7 protein-coding genes are annotated in these 17,917 nt (G+C 70.1%); all 7 read right to left on the bottom strand.

What is annotated here, in order from left to right; genetic code table 11:
- Positions 1-287 precede the first annotated feature (287 nt).
- Entirely contained in the window at positions 288-1,358 is a 1,071-nt protein-coding gene (locus H181DRAFT_RS00140) for a Gfo/Idh/MocA family oxidoreductase (protein ID WP_045862091.1), read from the bottom strand.
- A complete protein-coding gene (locus tag H181DRAFT_RS00145) occupies positions 1,355-6,868 on the bottom strand; it encodes a non-ribosomal peptide synthetase (protein WP_045862092.1) in 5,514 nt (1,837 codons plus the stop codon). Before H181DRAFT_RS00145 ends, H181DRAFT_RS00140 begins: the two co-directional genes overlap by 4 nt.
- Positions 6,865-11,409 (bottom strand): non-ribosomal peptide synthetase, encoded by a 4,545-nt coding sequence (locus tag H181DRAFT_RS00150; RefSeq protein ID WP_045862093.1) that lies wholly within the window; start codon positions 11,407-11,409, stop codon positions 6,865-6,867. The genes H181DRAFT_RS00145 and H181DRAFT_RS00150 overlap by 4 nt, the downstream gene beginning before the upstream one ends.
- A 396-nt stretch (positions 11,410-11,805) precedes the next feature.
- The gene (locus tag H181DRAFT_RS00155) at positions 11,806-13,392 is read right to left on the bottom strand and encodes a (2,3-dihydroxybenzoyl)adenylate synthase (RefSeq protein ID WP_078895380.1); all 1,587 of its coding nucleotides are present in this window, start codon (positions 13,390-13,392) and stop codon (positions 11,806-11,808) included.
- 817 nt (positions 13,393-14,209) lie between these two features.
- Positions 14,210-15,298, bottom strand: coding sequence for a cytochrome P450 (locus tag H181DRAFT_RS00160; RefSeq protein ID WP_368073241.1), 1,089 nt, complete (start codon positions 15,296-15,298; stop codon positions 14,210-14,212).
- A 388-nt stretch (positions 15,299-15,686) separates the two neighbouring features.
- Complete coding sequence (locus tag H181DRAFT_RS00165) at positions 15,687-16,037, bottom strand: hypothetical protein (RefSeq protein WP_045862096.1); 351 nt, start codon at positions 16,035-16,037, stop codon at positions 15,687-15,689.
- Positions 16,038-16,107: 70 nt separating this feature from the next.
- A complete protein-coding gene (locus H181DRAFT_RS00170) occupies positions 16,108-17,904 on the bottom strand; it encodes a carbamoyltransferase family protein (protein ID WP_045862097.1) in 1,797 nt (598 codons plus the stop codon).
- Positions 17,905-17,917 lie beyond the last annotated feature (13 nt).

Genomic DNA, 17,917 nt, shown 5'->3' on the forward strand with positions numbered 1-17,917 from the left:
CCGGTGGGTGATCGGCCCCGACCGGAGAAGAGCGGAGAGGGGCTGCGTCTCTGCCGGAGCGGAGGCCGAGCGGCGTCCCGGTCAGGCGCGGCACGACCGTCGGGACCGTGAGCGCCGGGGGCCGCGCGAGGAGCCCTCGTCCTCTGTTCGGTCGCGCCTGCTTCACCGCTCCTCCAACCGTCGGGAGTTACTGTACGCGTACAGTAACTTTACAGAAAGTAGGCACCCATGTCACCCGCTTGCGGGGGCCCGAGCGGGCGGGGGCCATGACTACGTGGCGGCGCGGCTCACCGCCCGGTATCCGGAAGGAGATCGGCAGCCGTGATCGGGGGGCCGGGCCGAGGGCCTGCCGCCTGGGGGTAGCCGAGCGTCTCGGTGAGTTGCTGCCAGGTGTGCGCCACCGCCAGATGCCGCTGAGCGCCGCGCAGCGGGTCACCGCCCGCCTCGACGCGGGCGCACAGCTCGTCCAGGGCACGCAGAACGCCTTGTGGCCACACGGAGGTGAGCACCTCCGCCCACGACGGCCCCTCCGCTGGTCCGAGCACCTCCGTGCCGCTGTCGTCGGAGCCGGTGACGAAGCGTCCGTCGGCGTCCTGTTCAAGGCGCAGCACCGGGCTCCAGACCACCGGCCCGTGGGTGTTGACCAGCGTCAGGTTTCCCGCGTCGGTTCCGACGGTGATGCGGTGGAGGAAGAGGCTGGAGCTGTCGTCCCCGGGCTCCATGCGGTTCTCCACCCGCAGGGTCAGCGGAACGCCCGCCACTGTCGCGTCCACGCTGGTGAGCGGGCGGCCCGTCGCCGCGGCGGACTCGGTCAGCGACCAGGGACGCAGTCCGTCGAAGATCTCCGCGAGGATGTCCAGGAGGTCGAAGGAGACCTGGACGGCGCACATCGCGTCCACGAACACGGGGGTTCGAAGCGCTGTCAGCCGCCGTGCGGAATCGATGAAGCGCCGCACGGGTGCCAAGTGCGGGTAGAAGGTGTTGAGCAGGAACTGCGTCCCGGTACCGCGGGCCGTGCGCAGGCAGTCCGCCAGTTCCTTCTGGTGCATCGGGTGTTCCTGCAGCACGTGCACTCCGCGTTCCATCAGCGACCGCGCCAGTTCGGCTCCCTGGCCGCCGCCGACGGAGCTGGAGACCGCCACGACAGCGGCGTCCACGTCCTCCGGCAACTCGTCCACGGAGTGGTACAGCGGAACGCCGTACTCCGCGGCGAGGGCGACGGACCGGGCGCTGCCGCGGGCGACGATGCCCGCGAGGCGGTACCGCTGCGGGCAGCCGGCCAGCGCCGAGAGGTAGACCTGCCCGAAGCGGGTGCCGCAGACCACCACGTCGACCGGGGCACGTTCGGACCCGCTCATCGCCCTGCTCCCGTGTTCGCCGTGATCATCGCGGCGGTCCGCTGTACGTGCGGGGGCTGGATGCAGGTGAAGTGGTCGCCGGGGACGTCGCGGACCGTGAGCTCGCCGAGGCACAGTTCGCGCCAGAAGCGGGTCATGTCGTCCTGGAAGCCGGGGATGAAGTGCGTGGGCTCCAGGGGGCGCAGGAAGGTGATGTCGCCCGCGTAAGGCACGGGGTCGTAGTGCGTGACCGCCTGGACCGTATGTTCGAAGACCCGGTGCAGTGCGGTCACTTGCTCGGCGCTGTCCAGTCCCGACGCGGTGTGCGCCAGCGCCTGCCGCAGTGCGTCCCGGCGCTTCTCGGAGGGTTGCTCCCCCAGCAGGCGGAAGCGCTCGGCGACGGCTCGCAGCCGGTCGTCCCCGTCCAGCAGAGCGAAGGCGCCGGGCTCCAGCGCCTCGGGGGACCGTTCGAGAGCCGTAGCCAGGGCGTGGCCCATGTCTCCTTCGTCGGCGGGCCAGCCCAGGGACCGCAGTTCCGCGCCCATCACACGGGCGAAGGCGTAGTCGATCACGAGCTCGTCGTGCAGCCGGTAGGGGATGCGGTAGCTGGAGACGACGGCCAGCCCGTGGACCTCCGCTCCGCCCTCGTCGAGTGCGCGGGCCAGTTCGGCCGCGACCAGACCGCCGGAGCAGTAGCCCACTACTTCCACCTCGCGGTGCCCGGCAGCGAGTACCTCGCGGGCATAGCGCGCGGCCAGATCCTCCACGAGCCGTGGCGCGGGGAGTTCGAGGTAGCGGTCGCTGTCCTCCACGGCGAGTCCCACCACGGGCCCGGCGGCTGTCAGTTCCTCGATCAGCGGACGGTACGGCGCCAGGGTGCCCAGACCTTCGTGCACCAGCAGCCGTACCGGCCCCGTCCCGCTACCGCCGAGGTCGACCACCGCGCCCCGCCCGCGGACCGAGGCGCTGCGACGCTCCTCTCCGGGGGCTGCGGGCTCGTGCGGGGCTGCCAGCAGAGCCGCAAGCCCGGCCACGGTCGGGGTGTGCAGGAGCGCGCGGAGCAGGACGTCGAACGTGACGTCCGCCGCCTCGGGCAGGTGTTCGCGCAGCTGCCCCACCAGCCGTGCCGCCAGCAGCGAGTCGCCGCCGGCGTCGAAGAACCCCAGCTCCCGGGAGGGGAGGTCGCCGCCGAGCAGTCCCGCCCAGAGCCGGGCCACTCGCTGCTCCACGCCGGGGCGCGGCGGTTCGGTCTCCTCCGCCGCGGCACGGTCGCCGCGCCGGGGCACCCAGTCGAGGAGCTGTTTGCGGTCGACCTTGCCGTTGGAGGTCAACGGCATCTCGTCGATGACCTGGACGTGTGCGGGGACCATGTGGGCCGGCAGCCGCTGGGCGGCCCATCCGACGACCTCCTCGGCCTCGACCACGGCACGGTCCTGCTTGAAGGAGGCGGCGATCACTCGCTGCCCGAGCGCCGCGAACGGGTCGTCCGGCCCCGGGAGGGTCAGCACTTCACCGGCTCCCGCCCGGGTGAGCAGTTCGCACCAGCCGTCCTCGTCGACGAAGAGGTTTCCCGACCCGCTCCGGAGGTCTTCGGGCTCCTCCATCATGAACGCCTGGGTCGCGGTGATCTCCGGGTGTTCCCGGGTCATCTCCAGCAGGCAGAGCCACCCCTGGGGAGCGAGCAGGCCGCGCAGCCGGTCGAGTACGAGCGGGGTGTCGCGGGCGTTGTTGAGTGCTCCCGCGCTCAGCACGATGTCGAAGGAGTTCGGCAGCATGCCCTGGTCACGCGGATCCCGGTTCATGTCGAGCAGGCCGAAGCGCATACCGGGCCGCGCTCCGAAACGCTCCCTTGCGTCGGTGAGGAAGTATTCCGACACATCAGTGAACAGGTAGTGCACCGGCTGATCCGCCAGAGCGTCGAGGACCGGTCCTGTGGCCGCCCCGATGCCGGCTCCTACCTCGAGCACCCGCAACGGCCGCCCCCGCACTGCGCCTGCCGCGCTTCGTACGGCGGCAGCGAGGGTGGTGAGCAGGTGCTGGGCGGGCAGGTTGTCCACGTACCAGGAACGGGCGATCTCCTGGCTGCCGCCGGGGAAGAACAGCTCCACCTCCTCCCGCTCCCCGCGCAGCAGGGCGGGAAGTGCATCGGCGTGGGCCCGGAAGTACGTGCGCAGCGCGGGCGGGCAGACCTCGTCAGGCGTGTGCGCGGCGAGCTCGTCCCATGCCCGGTCGGTCTCGGGCTTCCCGGGCCGCTCGGTTCCGTGCCAGGTGCCTGCCGCGGACTCGTGCCGGACGTGACCGGCCCTCTCCAGGGCGACCAGCCAGCGGTGCAGCAGTCCGCGGTACCTTGCGTCGACGCCGAGCCGGTCGGCCAGCTCCTCCTCGGTGCAGCCCGTGCCCTCTCCCGCGAAGATTCCCGACGCGGCGACGGTCTCGGCCATCGACAGCAGGAACGCGCGGTCCAGGTGGCGGACGTAGGCGGCGACGGAGTCGGCGTCGGGTGCGTGGGCCGGGGGCGGCGGGACGCACTCCCGCACGGCCTCGGCCACCGCAGGCCGCGACGGTTCCGTACATGCCGCCGGTTCCACGAAGGCGACGAGGGAGCGCTCGACCGCGTCGGTGCCGTCCACGAGCACGGCGCTGCAGCCGACCGCGGGATGCTCGCCGAGGACCGCGTCGATCTCGCCGAGTTCGACGCGGTGTCCACGGATCTTGACCTGCTGGTCGGTGCGGCCGAGGAACTCGATCTCGCCGTCCGGCAGATAGCGTCCGAGATCACCGGTGCGGTAGAGGCGTTCTCCGGTGACGGGGTGCCGCAGGAACCGTTCAGCGGTGCGCTCGGGATCGCCCAGATACCCGTCGGCCAGGCCGGTGCCCGCGATGTAGAGCTCGCCGGCGACCAAGTCGGGGCGGTCTCGCAGGGCGCCGTCCAGCACGTGGAAGCGCTGGTTGGCGAGTGGAACGCCGTAGGGAATGCTGCGCCACTGCGGCTCGACGCCACGGATGGGGTGGTGGATCGACCAGATCGCCGCCTCGGTCGCCCCGCCCAGGCTGACCAGTTCGGCCCCGGGCAGCTGCCGCTGCGCGTGGCCGGGCAGCGCCAGCGGGATCCAGTCGCCCGACAGCAGGGCGAGCCGCAACCGGGTCAGCGGACGGGGCTCGGTGTCCAGGTAGTGGAGGAGCATCTGCAGCTGGGCCGGGACGGAGTTCCACAGCGTGACGGAGTGGCGCTCCATCAGGTCCGCCCAGTGTGAGGGGTCGCCGCGGCGCGCGGGGTCGGGCAGTACCAGAACGGCACCGAGGGAGGGCGGCCCGAACAGGTCGTAGACGGACAGGTCGAAGGCGAGAGAGGCAAGGCCGAAGACCCGGTCCGCGGACGAGACCGCGAAGCGCTGGTTGATGTCGTGCACGGTGTTCGCGGCGGCACGGTGGCTGATCATCACGCCCTTGGGCTCACCTGTCGATCCGGAAGTGTGGATCACGTAGGCGAGGTCGTCCGGCGCCGACGCCGGCACGGGCCACTCCTCCGGTGCGAGTACCTCGCCGCCGGTCACGTTCACCGGCCGTATCCCGGCAGGCAGTTCCTCCACCGGACCGGGGTCCGAGTAGACCGCGTAACGCGCACCGCAGCCGGTGAGGATGCGGTCCCTGCGGACGTGCGGCTGGCCTGTGTCGACGGGGACGTACACGGCTCCCGCGAGCAGGACGCCCAGTACGCCGACGGTCTGGTCCCGGCTCTTGTCCATGAGGACGGCGACGAGGTCTCCGGGGCGGCATCCCGCGTCACGCAGCTCCCCGGCAACCCAGGCGGCGCGCCCCAGCCACTCCCCGTAGGTCATCGACCCGCCGGCGTCGACCACCGCGGTCCGGTCGGGACATCCGCGCGCGTACTCGACCAGTGGCGCGTGCAGCAGCCCGCCCGGCTCCGCGGCGACGGTGGCGTTGACGGTCTCCCTGAGGGTTGCCTGCCGCTCCGGCAGGCCCACCGGATCGGCCTCACGCCAGGGGGCGTTCCCCTCGGCCAGGCGGTGCAGGAGCCGCGTGAAGGCGGCGAACATGTCCTCCACCATGCCCTCGGGGAAGACCCCTTCCCGTACGTCCCAGTTGACCTCCAGGCCGCCGAACTGGTCGGTGGCCTGGCAGTCGATCCACACCTGCGGTGTCTGGCTGATGCCGTACACCGGTCGCAGCTGCGGGGCGGCGTCCTTCAGCGCCTCGCCCACGACACCGATTCCACCGGTGAAGACCACCGGCATCAGAGCGGCCTCCCGTCCGCGGCGCCGGGCGAGCTCGCGCAGCACCTGCACACCGCTGCACAGCCGGTGGTCCAGGTCCTCGAAGAGCTGTTCGCCCATGCCCCGAGCCCGCTCGGCGAAGGCCGCCCGGGCAGAGTGGTCGACGGAGAGCAGGCTGACGGACGTGAAGTCGCCCAGCATCCGGGCGACATGCGGGTGCAGCGGCATGCGGTTGAGGACGGTCAGCCCCAGGCAGAACCGCTCATTGGCGCTCCACCTGCCGATGGTCTCCGCGTACGCGGCCAGTACGGCGTTGGCCGGGGTGACTCCGTGGTCGGCCGCCCGGGCCCGCAGCGTCTGCCAATCCTCCCTGCTCAAGGAGGTGCCCAGACGGCGGAAGCGGGGCGCCGCCCGGGACGGGTCGTGGCCGTCGGCCAGCGGCAGTGCCGGAGCGGCGGGCAGGTCGTCGACCCGGCTCCACCAGTAGGCGCGGTCGCGCTCGTAGCGCTCGGTCTCACGCAGTCGCTGTTCGGCGGCGACGTAGTCCCGGAAGGTGGCGTCCACCGGCGGCAGCGGCCAGCCGGGCTGGGCGTAGCGGAGGTCGAGTTCCGTCAGCAGCAGCTGGATGCTGATCCAGTCCAGCACCATGAAATCCATGGACAGATGCAGCCGGCTGTGGTCCGGTGCGCGCGTCAGCCTCAGCTCGTACATGGGGCGTTCGCCGGCGGGGTGCACCCGGTGGGACAGTTCCTCGCGGACGGCGGCCAGGGCCCCGGCCGCGGCCTCGGCGGTCTCGTGCCGCAGGTCGGTCACGGGGATGCGGGTGTCGGGCAGCGCCGGTGCGATGCGCTGGGTGCCGTCCTGGCAGATGACGGAACGCAGCATGTCGTGGCGTTCCACCAGACCGTCCCAAGCCTGTTGCAGGCGTTCGGGATCGAGCTCGGCGGGGCGCTCGAACTCGAGATAGATGTGGCAGGAGACACCGCCGTAGTCGAATGCCTCGTCACGGCCGAGCAGGTACGCGGACTGGATGTCCGTCAGCGGGAAGGGCTCGTGCCTGGCCTGCGGTTCAGGCTGCCAGAGTGCCTCCCGGCCGGCCGGTGCGTGGGAAGACGTCCCGTCAGGTGACGGGCCGTCGGGTACGTGGGCCAGCAGCTCCTGCTTGCGGCTGCGCAGGACCGCGAGGCGTTCGTCGGTCATGACGCCGCGGGGCGCACGGAAGCGCAGTCCCTCCCCCTCACGCCACAGCCGGATTCCGGCGCTCTCGAACTCCTTGATCAGCTCGCTGGCGTTCACAGGACACCTTCCTCGAAGTCGCCGGCCGCGGCCCCGGCTGTCCCTTCGTCCACTGTCTGCCGTTCCTCGATCAACGCGCTCATGCCGGCGACCGTCGGCGACCGCATCACGTCGCGCATGGGCAACTCGACGCCGAGAGTCGTGTGGATCTCCGTCACCAGGCGGGTGGCGAGGAGGCTGTCGCCGCCCAAGGTGAAGAAGTTCTCGTCACGGCCGACCGTGGTCAGGCTCATCAGACGGACCCACAGCTCGGCGACGGCCTTCTCCACGGCGCCGCGGGGCGGCTCCGCCTCCTCGCGGTGACGGGACGCCATCGAGGCGAGCACGCTCTGGACGCGCTGCCGGTCGACCTTGCCGTTGCTGCTCAGCGGCAGAGCCGGCAGAGCCGCGACGCTCGTGGGAATCATGTGGCCGGGCAGCCGGTCCGCGGCCCGGCGCAGGAGTTCCTCCTGGTCGATGCCGCGGGCGTCGGACTGCCGTCGCGCTGTCACGAGGACTTCTCCGCCGGCTCCGGTATGCGTCACGTGGGCGTCGACGAGCCCGGCCGCGGCGCATGCCCGAGTCCACCGCGGGCCGTCCTGGAGCCAGGAGCCGCTCGGCCCGGTGCGGAGCCGGCCGGCCTGCGCGTCGAGGGGAAGGGCTACGAGCACGGCGAGGGGAGAGAGCCTGGTGTTCTCCAGCATGTGGAGGCGGCCGCCCGGCTTCAGCAGCAACGCCATGGTCGCCGCGGCTTCCTCGGGAGAGGGCATCCGGTGGAGCACGTTGTTGGCCACCACCGCGTCGAACGCGTGCAGGTAGTCGGCGGGCACGGCCGAAACACCCTGCTGGACGGTGCGCACCCGGTGCCCGGAACCCGCAAGTCTCGCGTCGGCCGCGGACTGCAGCGCGCCCGACGAGCTGAACAGCGTGTAGTCGACGGTGCCGGGGTCGAGTGCGGCGAGGAGCCGGACGGCGCCCAGCCCGCTGCCCCCGTCCCAGTCGGCGACGGCGGGGGGACCACCCGCCGCGAGGACTCCCAGGTCCTCTGCGATGGCGGTCAGACACTCCCTGCTTCCCGGCATCGCGTCGCTGAGGCCCTCCGGGGAGAGGACCGGGTCCTCCAGCAGCACGGAGGCGCGGGCCTCACCGGAGAGCACCGCCGCGAAGAGGGGGCCCGCTCCCCGTAGCGCGGAAGCCACCTGCTCCAGATGTGTGCCGTGTGCTTCTTCCCGCAGCCGCTCCGCCCGTCCCGGGGCACGCACTTGTGACCAGCGGCGCCCCGGCAGGACGGCCCGGCCGTCGCGCCGCACCACTTCGTGCCGCGTGAGGTGGTCCAGCCAGGCGTCCAGGACGGGGCGTTGCTCCCCGACGACGGAGAGGCCCAGGGCGGGGTCCGTGCCGGAGGCCACGGCAGGGGCGACCAGGTCGGTCAGGAGGGTCTCGACGAGGTGGAGTTCGAGGTCGTCCTCATGCGGCCCGGGCTCGGCGGCGGGTGACGAAGTGCCGGGTGCGGAGCGTTCGTCCGCCGCCCGGATGCCGGGGCCCTCCTGCTGGGGGGCGCGCTCGACGACGGCGGCGACCACCTCGCGGCGGCGTTCTCCCACGGTGACGGCTACGGCGGCGGCGACTTCGGGACAGGCCTGAAGGGCGGCTTCGATCTCGCCGAGTTCCACACGGAAGCCGTTGATCTTCACCTGATGGTCGGCGCGGCCCAGGAATTCCAGGTTCCCGTCGGGCCAGTAGCGGCCGAGATCCCCGGTGCGGTACCAGCGTTCACCGTCCACCTCGGGGAAGCGCTCCGCCGTCAGCTCCTCGTCGCCGCGGTAGCCCCGGGCGACACCGGCGCCGCCGATCCACAGCTCTCCGGGAACCCAGTCGGGACAGTCCCTGCCGCGGCCGTCCACGACGCGGAACTTCTGGTTGCGCAGGGGTTTCCCGTACGGGATGGACCGCCACTGCGCGGGCACTTCGTCGACCTCGTGGCAGTTGGACCAGATGGCCGCCTCGGTGGCGCCGCCGAGGCCCACGAGCCGGCACCGCCTGCCTGACGCGGCCGACAGCCGTGCGGGCAGGTCGAGACCGATCCAGTCGCCTGAGAGCAAGGCCAGCCGCAGCGAAGGCGGCAGTGCGGCCCGGTCCGCGGCGGTCAGCAGCATGTCCATCAGGGCCGGCACGCTGTTCCACACCGTCACTTCGTGCCGGGTGCACAGGGCCAGCCACCGCTTCGCGTCCCGCCGGTCGGACTCGTCCACCAGGACCAGAGCGCCGCCTTCCGCCAGCGGGCCGAAGATGTCCCACACCGACAAGTCGAAGTCGAGCGCGGAGACGGCCAGTACGCGGTCCTGCGCGCCGACGCCGAACCGCTGGTTCACGTCCTCGACGGTGTTGGCCGCGGCCCGGTGGGTCACCTCGACGCCCTTGGGCATCCCGGTGGACCCGGACGTGAAGATCACGTAGGCGGCCTGGTCCGGGTCGACGTGGACCGGCGCGTCGAGCGGCTCTTCACGCAGGGCCTCGCCGACGGTCAGCACCTCGGCTTCCGGGCCGGGCGGCGTCGCGTCGCCGGTGCCGTGCAGGACGAGGCCGGCACCGCTGAGTTGCAGGATGCGGGAGCGGCGGGCGGCGGGCTGGTCCACCCCGACGGGTATGTAGGTGGCACCGGCGGCCAGGACGCCGAGCACGGCGGCGATCTGGTCCGGGCCCTTGGATGCGGTGACGGCCACCGACGAGCCGGGACCGATACCGCGCCGGGCCAGCGCGGCTGCGATGCGCAGGGCTCTTCCGGCGAGTTCGGCGTGGGTGAGCCGGCCGTCGATGTCCCAGAGCACCGCGGGGTCTGCGGCGCGGCTGGGGGCGTTCTCGAAGAACGCGGTGTGCAGCAGGGCACGAGTGACGGCGCCGGTGGTGGAGTTGACCGTTTCGCGGCGGCTTCGCTGCCCGGCCGGCAGGGGGATCTCCGGCGTCGCGGGACCGTCGCCTGCGGCGAGGTCTTCGAGGAACGTTCCGTACGCGGCCAGCATCGCGTCCAGCACCCCGTCGGGGAAGAGCTCCTCCACCGCGTCCCAGGCGAGGAGCAGTCCGCCCTCGCGGGTGCGGTAGACCTGGTGGTCGAGCCAGACCTGCGGGGTCTGGGAGACCATCCAGGACAACTCCCCGAATGTCTCGGCGCAGGAGTCGGGTACGAGTGGCGCGTCGAGGTTGCAGGCGAAGACGACGGGCGCGGCGCGCGGCGCGTCCCCGTCCGCGCGGACCATGTCCCGCAGTACGTCGACACCCGTGTAGGCGGCGTGCCCCACGTCCTGGTGCAGCTGCTTCTGGACGGCCCTTGCCCGCTCGGCTGTGTCACGCCCGCGGTTCAGGTCGCACTCCAGCAGGACCAGGCTCGTGAAGTCGGCGATGGTGTGCTCGATCTGCGGGTGTGCTTCCAGGTCGCGGTCGAACAGCGGCAGGTTGAGGAGAAACCGGTCCTGTCCGCTCCAGCGGGCGAGGACTTCGCTGAAGGCGGTGGCCAGGAAGACGGCGGGAGTGACACCGGCCTTCGCGGCTTGCTCCTGGAGGGCTTTCCAGCGTGCGGGGGTCAGTTCGTGGGTGCGGCGTACGAAGCGGGTAGCGCGCACCTGCTCGGGCTCGACCGCGAGCGGCAGCGGAGGACCGCCCGGCAGTCGAGGCAACCGCTGCTGCCAGTAGGTTCGGGCGTTCTCCCGTTCGGTACGCCTTGTCTCGCTCTGCTCGGCCAGGTACTGCCCGAAGGTGTAGGGGGTCGTCTCCGGCAGGGACGAGGCGTCTTCGTACAGGGCGGCGAGGTCCGCGAGGAGCAGCCGGATGCTGTGGACGTCGGCGACGAGCAGGTCGACGTTGAGGTGCAGCCGGTCACGGTCCCCGGGCAGCCGGGTCAGCCGGAGGTCCAGCACCTCGCCGGAGCCGACGTCCAGGCGGCGGTGCGAGAGCCGGTCACGCAGATCTTCCAGTGTCCGGGACGCCGCCTGTGCGGACTGGTCCCGTAGGTCGTGCACGGTCAGTCCGGGCCAGGGCGAGCGGGGCAGAACACGCTGAGTCGCGTCGGACTCGAATCGGCTCCGCAGCATGGGGTGCCGTTCCAGGAGAGCGTGGACGGCCGCCTCGAGGCGGCGGGGGTCGACGTCCTTCGCGTCGATCTCCAGGTAGGCGTGACATCCGACGCCGCCCAGGGACTGGTCGTCGCCCCTACCGATCCAGTAGGCCTGCTGCACGGCGGTGAGGGGGAAGGGCTCCCCCTTGTCGGCCGGCGCCGGGGAAGCCGGGCGGGGAGCAGGGCCCGGGGCGGCCCCGTCAGGGCTCTGCAGCAGCTCGTACCAGGCCGAAAGACGGGCGTCCGTGGCCAGACGTTTGAAGTCGGCGCGGACGCCGGCGCGGTTGAGCCGGCTCGCAAGGCGCATCAGCTGCAACGACTGCAGGCCGAGTTCGAAGAGGTTGACGTCGTCGTCCGCCGGGCCCAACTCCCGGCCCACCAGCCGGGAGACCTCCTGCCGCAGGTTCTGCGGTTCCCATGGGGAAGTTCCCGGCGACACGATCTGCTGAGACATCCGTTAACTCCGGTTCATCGGTGCCAGTACAAGCCGCGACGTGCTGCAACGCCGGCTGTCGAACTCTTCTTTGATGCGATGCGGCCGGAAGCCCGGCTCAGCCTCACAGAGACGACTGGCGAGAATCTGAACGCTTTCTGGGACCCTCCCTGGGTGCGTCACGGGGAAGCCGACGTACCGGGTCCACCCTTCGGGCGTCCTGTTGCCGGAGGCGGGTGCGGGTGCCGCACCCGCCTCCGGCACGCGATCGGCGTCCTCGGGTCCGAGGTGCGAGAGGCCCTCAGCCGGAGCGCGTCTGGTGACGCGGGGTCACGCCCCCGCCGGCGGACGCGGTGGCAGGCGCCTGCCCACGACGGCCTGCCACACTGCCCGGCTCCCGGCCCGCGGAGGGTCTCTTCAGTTGTGGACCTGGTTCTTCAGCGTCCTCTTGTCGATCTTGCCGACGGGGGTCAGCGGCAGTTCGGGGAGGACGACCAGCCGGTCGGGCAGCTTGTAGGAGGCGATGCCACGCTCGTTGAGCCCGGTCCGCACCTCGCGGAGAGTGGGCGGCTGCTGGGGATCCTTCGGCACGACGCAGGCGCAGGACAGTTCGCCCAGGTCCTCGTCCGGCAGGCCGATCAACGCGACGGCGGCGATACGCCGATCGGCGCGGAGATGCTCCTCGACCTCCTGCGTGGGAATCTTCTCCCCGCCCCGGTTGATCACGTCGTTGCTGCGTCCCACGACCTCGAAGTAGCCGGTGGCCGTCCGCCGTACCACGTCCCCGGTGCGGAAGTAGCCGTCCTCGGTGAACTGGGTCCGGTTGCGTTCCGCGGCCTGGTAGTAGCCGCGCACCGTGTAGGGGCCCCGGGTGTACAGCTCGCCCTCCTCGCCCGGTTGTGCCTCCCGGCCGTCCTCGCGGACCACCCGTATCTCGTCGGCGGACGCCAGCGGGGAGCCCTGTGTGTGGAAGACGACGCTGTCCGGATCATCCAGCCGCGTGAAGTTGAGCAGGCCCTCGGCCATTCCGTACACCTGCTGCAGGGTGCAGCCGAGTTTCCCGGGCACCTGGCCGGCCGCCCCGGGACCGAGCCGGGCTCCGCCCACCTGGAGAAGCTGGAGCGACGTCAGGTCGTCCTGGGCCCATTCGGCGGCCTCGAGCCAGAGCGGGACCAGGGAGGGCACCAGGGAAGTGACCGTCACCCGGGCGCTCTCGATCAGGGGGAAGCACGACTCCGGGGTCGGTTCGGACGCCATGACGGCCGTACCGCCCAGGCGCAGGACGCCCAGTACGCCGGGACAGGCCAACGGGAAGTTGTGTCCCAGGGGCAGCGCGCACAGATAGCGGGTGTCGGCCTCGAACGCGCACAGCCGCGAGGTCAGTCGCAGTTGGCAGGTGTAGTCGGCGTGGGTGCGCGGAATCAGCTTGGGCGGCCCCGAAGTGCCCCCGGACAGCAGGAACAAGGCCACGTCCTGGGCGTCGGGTGCCGGCAGGCTCACCGGATCTGCGTCCACGTCCGACAAGGCGGTGAACGGCCCCGGGTCCCCGGCCACCAGTACGTGTTCCAGGGAGCCGTCCGTACTCGCCAGGACTTCCTTCGCGATGAGACGGTAGTCGCAGTCGAGCACCTGGTCCGCGCACACGTAGGCGACGGCCTGGGAGGTGTTGACCAGGTGCGTGATCTCCGACGAGCGGTGCGCGGGCAGCGCGAACACCGGCAGCGCCCCCGACCGGAAGAGGGCGTAACACAGGACGACCATCTCCACGTCGTTCGGGAGATGCACCACCACACGATCACCGGCGCCGATGCCGAGAGCACGCAGACCGGCCGCGAGCCGGTCTGCCGCCCGGTCGAGCTGACCATAGGTCATGGTGCGGTCCGGCGTGACCACGGCCTCCCTGGCCTCCGCGCCGGGGAGCCACATGGGCAGCCCCCCGAGAACCTCGTCGGTCCAGTAGCCCCTGGTCCTGTAGTCGCGGACGAAGGACTCAGGCCACGGCACACAACCTTCAAGCACGGGTCATCCCCACTCTCGGAGTCCGGAAGAGTTGTCGTCTGAGCACTGATCAGAAACAGGGCGGATCCCCGTCAGCCGGTCCGGCGTGGAGCCCGGTCGCCGAGCAGGGGGCGGGCCAGGCCTTGTGGACATCGACGGATGCGGCCTGGCCCGCTGCTCTTCGGTGCGCAAGACGGCTCCGGAGGCGGCAGTGTGCGGTGCGTCGCCACCGCCCGCCGTGCGGCTCACCCGGGACACCGTGCACGGCAGGCCCGGCCCTGCGCTGTTGCGCATATACCGCCCAGCCTCCTTATGACGCAGCGACGCAGCGCCCTGCGGAGAGGCAGGCTCGCACAGGGAATCTGGCTACTTTCTGTACAAGCTATGAAGGAGATATGCGCAAAGCCTGTGCATCGGTCGCGGGTGCGGAGACCGCGGGAGGCCGAAGGCGAGGGCGACTTGGGCTCCGGCAGGGAAGCGTGCCGGCCCGTCCTTCTGAGGTGCGGAAGGCGGACGTCCTCATGCCGACAGGAGGTTCCTCCGCTCGAACTTCCGGTGGAAGGGGCGCCAGTTCGGCGTTCTCAGGGCCCGCCCACCCTCCAGGTGCCACACCGTCAGGGTGGTCTTGTCCGTCTTCGACGAGCACGGGCGCGGCGCTCGCCGGGGCACGGCCTCCTGCATGCAACCTGCATGCAAGGACGCCTGTCGGGCCGGGCCGATACATCCGTGAAAGCTCGCTCCCGCACCGTGGTGTGGAAGCGAGTCTTCCGCTGTCAGGGCACTCTGAAGGCGTCTGCTCGGGGCTCAGCCTTCACCGGCCCGTTCACCACGTCACGGGCAGATGGTGCACTCCGTAGACGGCCATGTCCGAGCGCATCGGAATGTTCTCCGGCGGCTCGGCGAGGCGCAGTTCGGGGAAGCGCCGAAGCAGCGTGGAGAAGCCGATGCGCAGCTCCAGCCGTGCCAGTTGCTGTCCGAGGCACTGATGGATGCCGTGGCTGAAGGTCAGGTGCGCCTTCTTCCGGGTGATGTCGAACTGGTCGGGGTCCGCGTACTGGTCCGGGTCGCGGTTCATGCTCGGGAGGTGGATCAGGACCGGTTCCCCGGCGGGCAGGGTCACACCGTCGATCTCGACGTCCTCGGTGGGGGTGCGCTGGACGCCGATGTGCACGACCGTGAGGTAGCGCAGCAGCTCCTCGACAGTGCCCTCCGTGAGTGACGCGTCGGCACGGAGCATGGCCAGCTGTTCGGGGTTGCTGAGCAGTGCGTAGGTGCCGAGCGCGAGCGTGTTCGCGGTCGTGACGTGCCCGGCCACCAGCAGCATCAAGGTGGCGCCGATCATCTCCGGCTCGCTGATGTCGTCGGCGGTGGCCAGCACGCTGAAGACGTCGTCGGCCGGGTCCTTCTTCTTGATCTGGAGGAGGGTACCGACGAGTTCGGTGATGTCCCCCAACGCCGCTCTCGCCTCATCGGGTGCGATCTCCAGACGGAGCAGCTTCTCCGAGTTTCCTTCGAACCGGTCCCGGTGACCGAAAGGGACTCCGAGCAGTTCGCAGATCACCTGGGAGGAGACCGGCAACGCGTAGTCGTGCACCAGGTCGGCCGGGGGCCCCTTGCGCGTCATCGCGTCGGCGTAGTCCGCCGTGATCTGTTCGATCCGGGGCGTGAGCTGCCGCATTCTGCGCAGAGTGAACTGACCGGTGAGGCGCCGCCGGATCCGGGTGTGCTCGGGCGGATCCATGTGCTCCATCAGACCCGGAATACCCGCCTCGAGATCTGCGGGGCGGTCGGAGGGGAACGCCATGTGCTTGTACTTGATGTCCGACGAGAAACGCCGGTGATCCGCCAGGATCTCACGGCCCTGGTTGTACCCGGTTACCAGCCAGCCTTTCACTCCGTCAGGAAAGGTCATCCTGCTTATCGGCTGTTCGTCCTGCAGGTTCCTAACCATGTCGGGCGGGTCGAAGGGGCGCTCACGGAATGTCGGCAGTCCGTTCGTGATGGGGCAGGAAGAGACCGTCATAGTTTCCTAACCTGGTTGATTTCATGCAACTACTCTGCTGGCGGGAGAGATCCACTCCGTACACCGGATGTGGTTTCACCATCGCGCCACCAGTAGCCGCCGCGGGTGTATCCGGTTTTGCCGGATTTTCACGGTGCACGGCAGCTGCTCGGAAATCTGACTCACAATGAACCGGGCCGACAGGCCGCGTCCACCCGGAAAGGGCCGCCGACGAGACTGCGCGGCTCGCAGGGTGGAGCGGGAAGTTCTGCGCGGTGCTGCCCTCCATACCGAGGTCTCAGTCCCGCTTTTCCGCTTCCTGCGTTCCCTGACCGGTTCGCAAAGAGGGCGCGGATCTGGGCGCGGAGTTACTCGTCGACTGTCCCCCGGCGCGTGCACGGCAGGCGTATTTCGTTGTTTCGACGACGCTCCTGGCAAGGCCGATCGCTTCGTGCAGCAAGTCCATGTGGTCGGTCGCGTCGTCGCGGTCCTGCTGGGTGCGCAGCAGGAAGGCTGCGCACGTGATGGCGTCGTGGGCGGCACTGACCTCGGGGACGCGCAGATCCGAGTGGCGCAGGCGGCCGGCCAGCGTCGCCAGGTGCTCAGTGACCGTCGGCAGCCCCGCGGGCTGTTCGTGGATGGTGGACATCGAGGGCACCTTTCACCATTCCGCACGCCGGGACGCCGCACCAGGCCGTCCCGGCGTGCGGGGTGGGATGTCACGCAGGCTGACCGGTCTTGGTGACGAGGTAGTCACCGAGGACCAGATAGTCGATCTCGGTGCCCAGGAAACAGTTGAGCGCGTCCGAGGGGGAGTTCACGATGGGCTCGCCCGCGACATTGAAGGACGTGTTGATCAGGCAGGGCACGTCGGTCCGTTCTGTGAAACGGCGCAGCAGCGTGGCGAGTTGCGGTGTGTCCTCGTCGGTGAGTGTCTGCACCCGGGATGTGCCGTCCACATGCGTCGCACCGGGGATGATGTCGTGGTATTCGGGCCGGACGGGGAAGACGAACGTCATATAGGGCGAGCGCTTCTTGCGGCCCATCTCGAAGATCTTCGGTGCGTCCTGCTCGAGCACGATCGGCGCGAACGGGCGGAACGGCTCCCGATGCTTGACCCGCATGTTGATGACGTCCTTGATGTCCGGGAACCGCGGGTTGGCGAGGATGCTGCGGTGGCCCAGTGCGCGGGGACCGTGTTCAAGGCGGCCCTGGAACCAGCCGATGACGACCTTCTCGGTGAGCAGTTCGGTCACCCGCTCGATGACCTCGTCCCCGGCCAGCTTGTTCCACTGCACTCGGTCGCCGAAGTCGCGCAGAGCCTCTTCGATGGCGGCGTTGTCGTAGGAGGGCCCCAGATAGGGGGTGACCGTCTCGGCGAGAGGCGTCCGGGTGGTGTCCGGATGGTTGGCCCAGGCGTGGACCGCCGCACCGATCACGACTCCGGTGTCACTGGCACCGAAGCTGACCGACATGTCCTCGAAGCCGGAGCCTTCGAGGAGGTGGGTGTTGTTCACGCAGTTCAGGGCCAGGCCGCCCTCGAAGAGCAGGTGCTTCAGATCGGTCTTGGTCTCCAGGGCACGGAGCTGGTGACTGGTGACGGCGGTGACCATCTCCTGGGCCGCGGCGGCCACTGTGGCCTTGTACTCGACGGTGTCCTGGAAGGGACCGAAGTGCTCCTCGAACAGGTCGTCGAAGCAGCGGGGGTTCTCCACGTCGTGCGGCCGGCACAGGGTGTAACGCCCGTCGTCGTGCAGCTGGACGATGTGTTCGAGGAACGGGTTCGGTGACGGAGGCCCGGCGAACCCGGAGAGGCCCATGACCTTGTACTCGTCGTTGTTGGGCACGAACCCCAGGTACCGCGTGACCGACGCGTACAGGTTGCCGATCGAGTCGTTGGCGCTGATGGTGGATTCTTCGAACACGCGGGTGCGGCCGTCGCGTATTTCGCCGAGAACGGACGAGAACAGCTCAGCGCGGCCGTCGCTGATGAGGAAGGCGGAGTCCTTCTTGCCGGCCATGTAGTAGCCGGTCATCGCATGGGCCAGGTGGTGCTGCACGAACACGACCCGGTCCGGGTCCGGAGTGAATCCGGTACGTTCGGCGAAGTCGGCGAGAATCGCTTCGCGTCCGAGCACCTTGTCGAACAGGGCACTCAGGTGGCTGAGGCGTTCCGCCTTCTCGGCGGGCTTCAGCGGGGCGGCCGCGAGCTCGCCCATCATCACGTTGAATATCTCGTCGGTGAAGTTCCAGGGGATTGCGATGAGGTCGACGTCGGAGAATTTGACACCGGCCTGCTCCAGGCACCAGTTGACTGCCTGGAACGGGAAGTCGGACGTTTTCTTCTCCCGGTTGAGGCGTTCTTCCTCCACGGCGGCGACCAGCTCGCCGTCCACCAGCAGCGCCGCTCCCGAGTCGTGTCCGAGCACGTAGTGCTTCTCGATACCGACCGCACCGAACTCGTCGGCGAATACCTCCGCGCCCCGGGTGAACCCGTTGCACCCCAGAACAATCATGACCCTAATTCCT

Origin of the sequence: Streptomyces sp. WMMB 714, from assembly GCF_900090125.1 — a bacterium.
In the GTDB taxonomy this organism is placed as follows: domain Bacteria; phylum Actinomycetota; class Actinomycetes; order Streptomycetales; family Streptomycetaceae; genus Streptomyces; species Streptomyces daqingensis.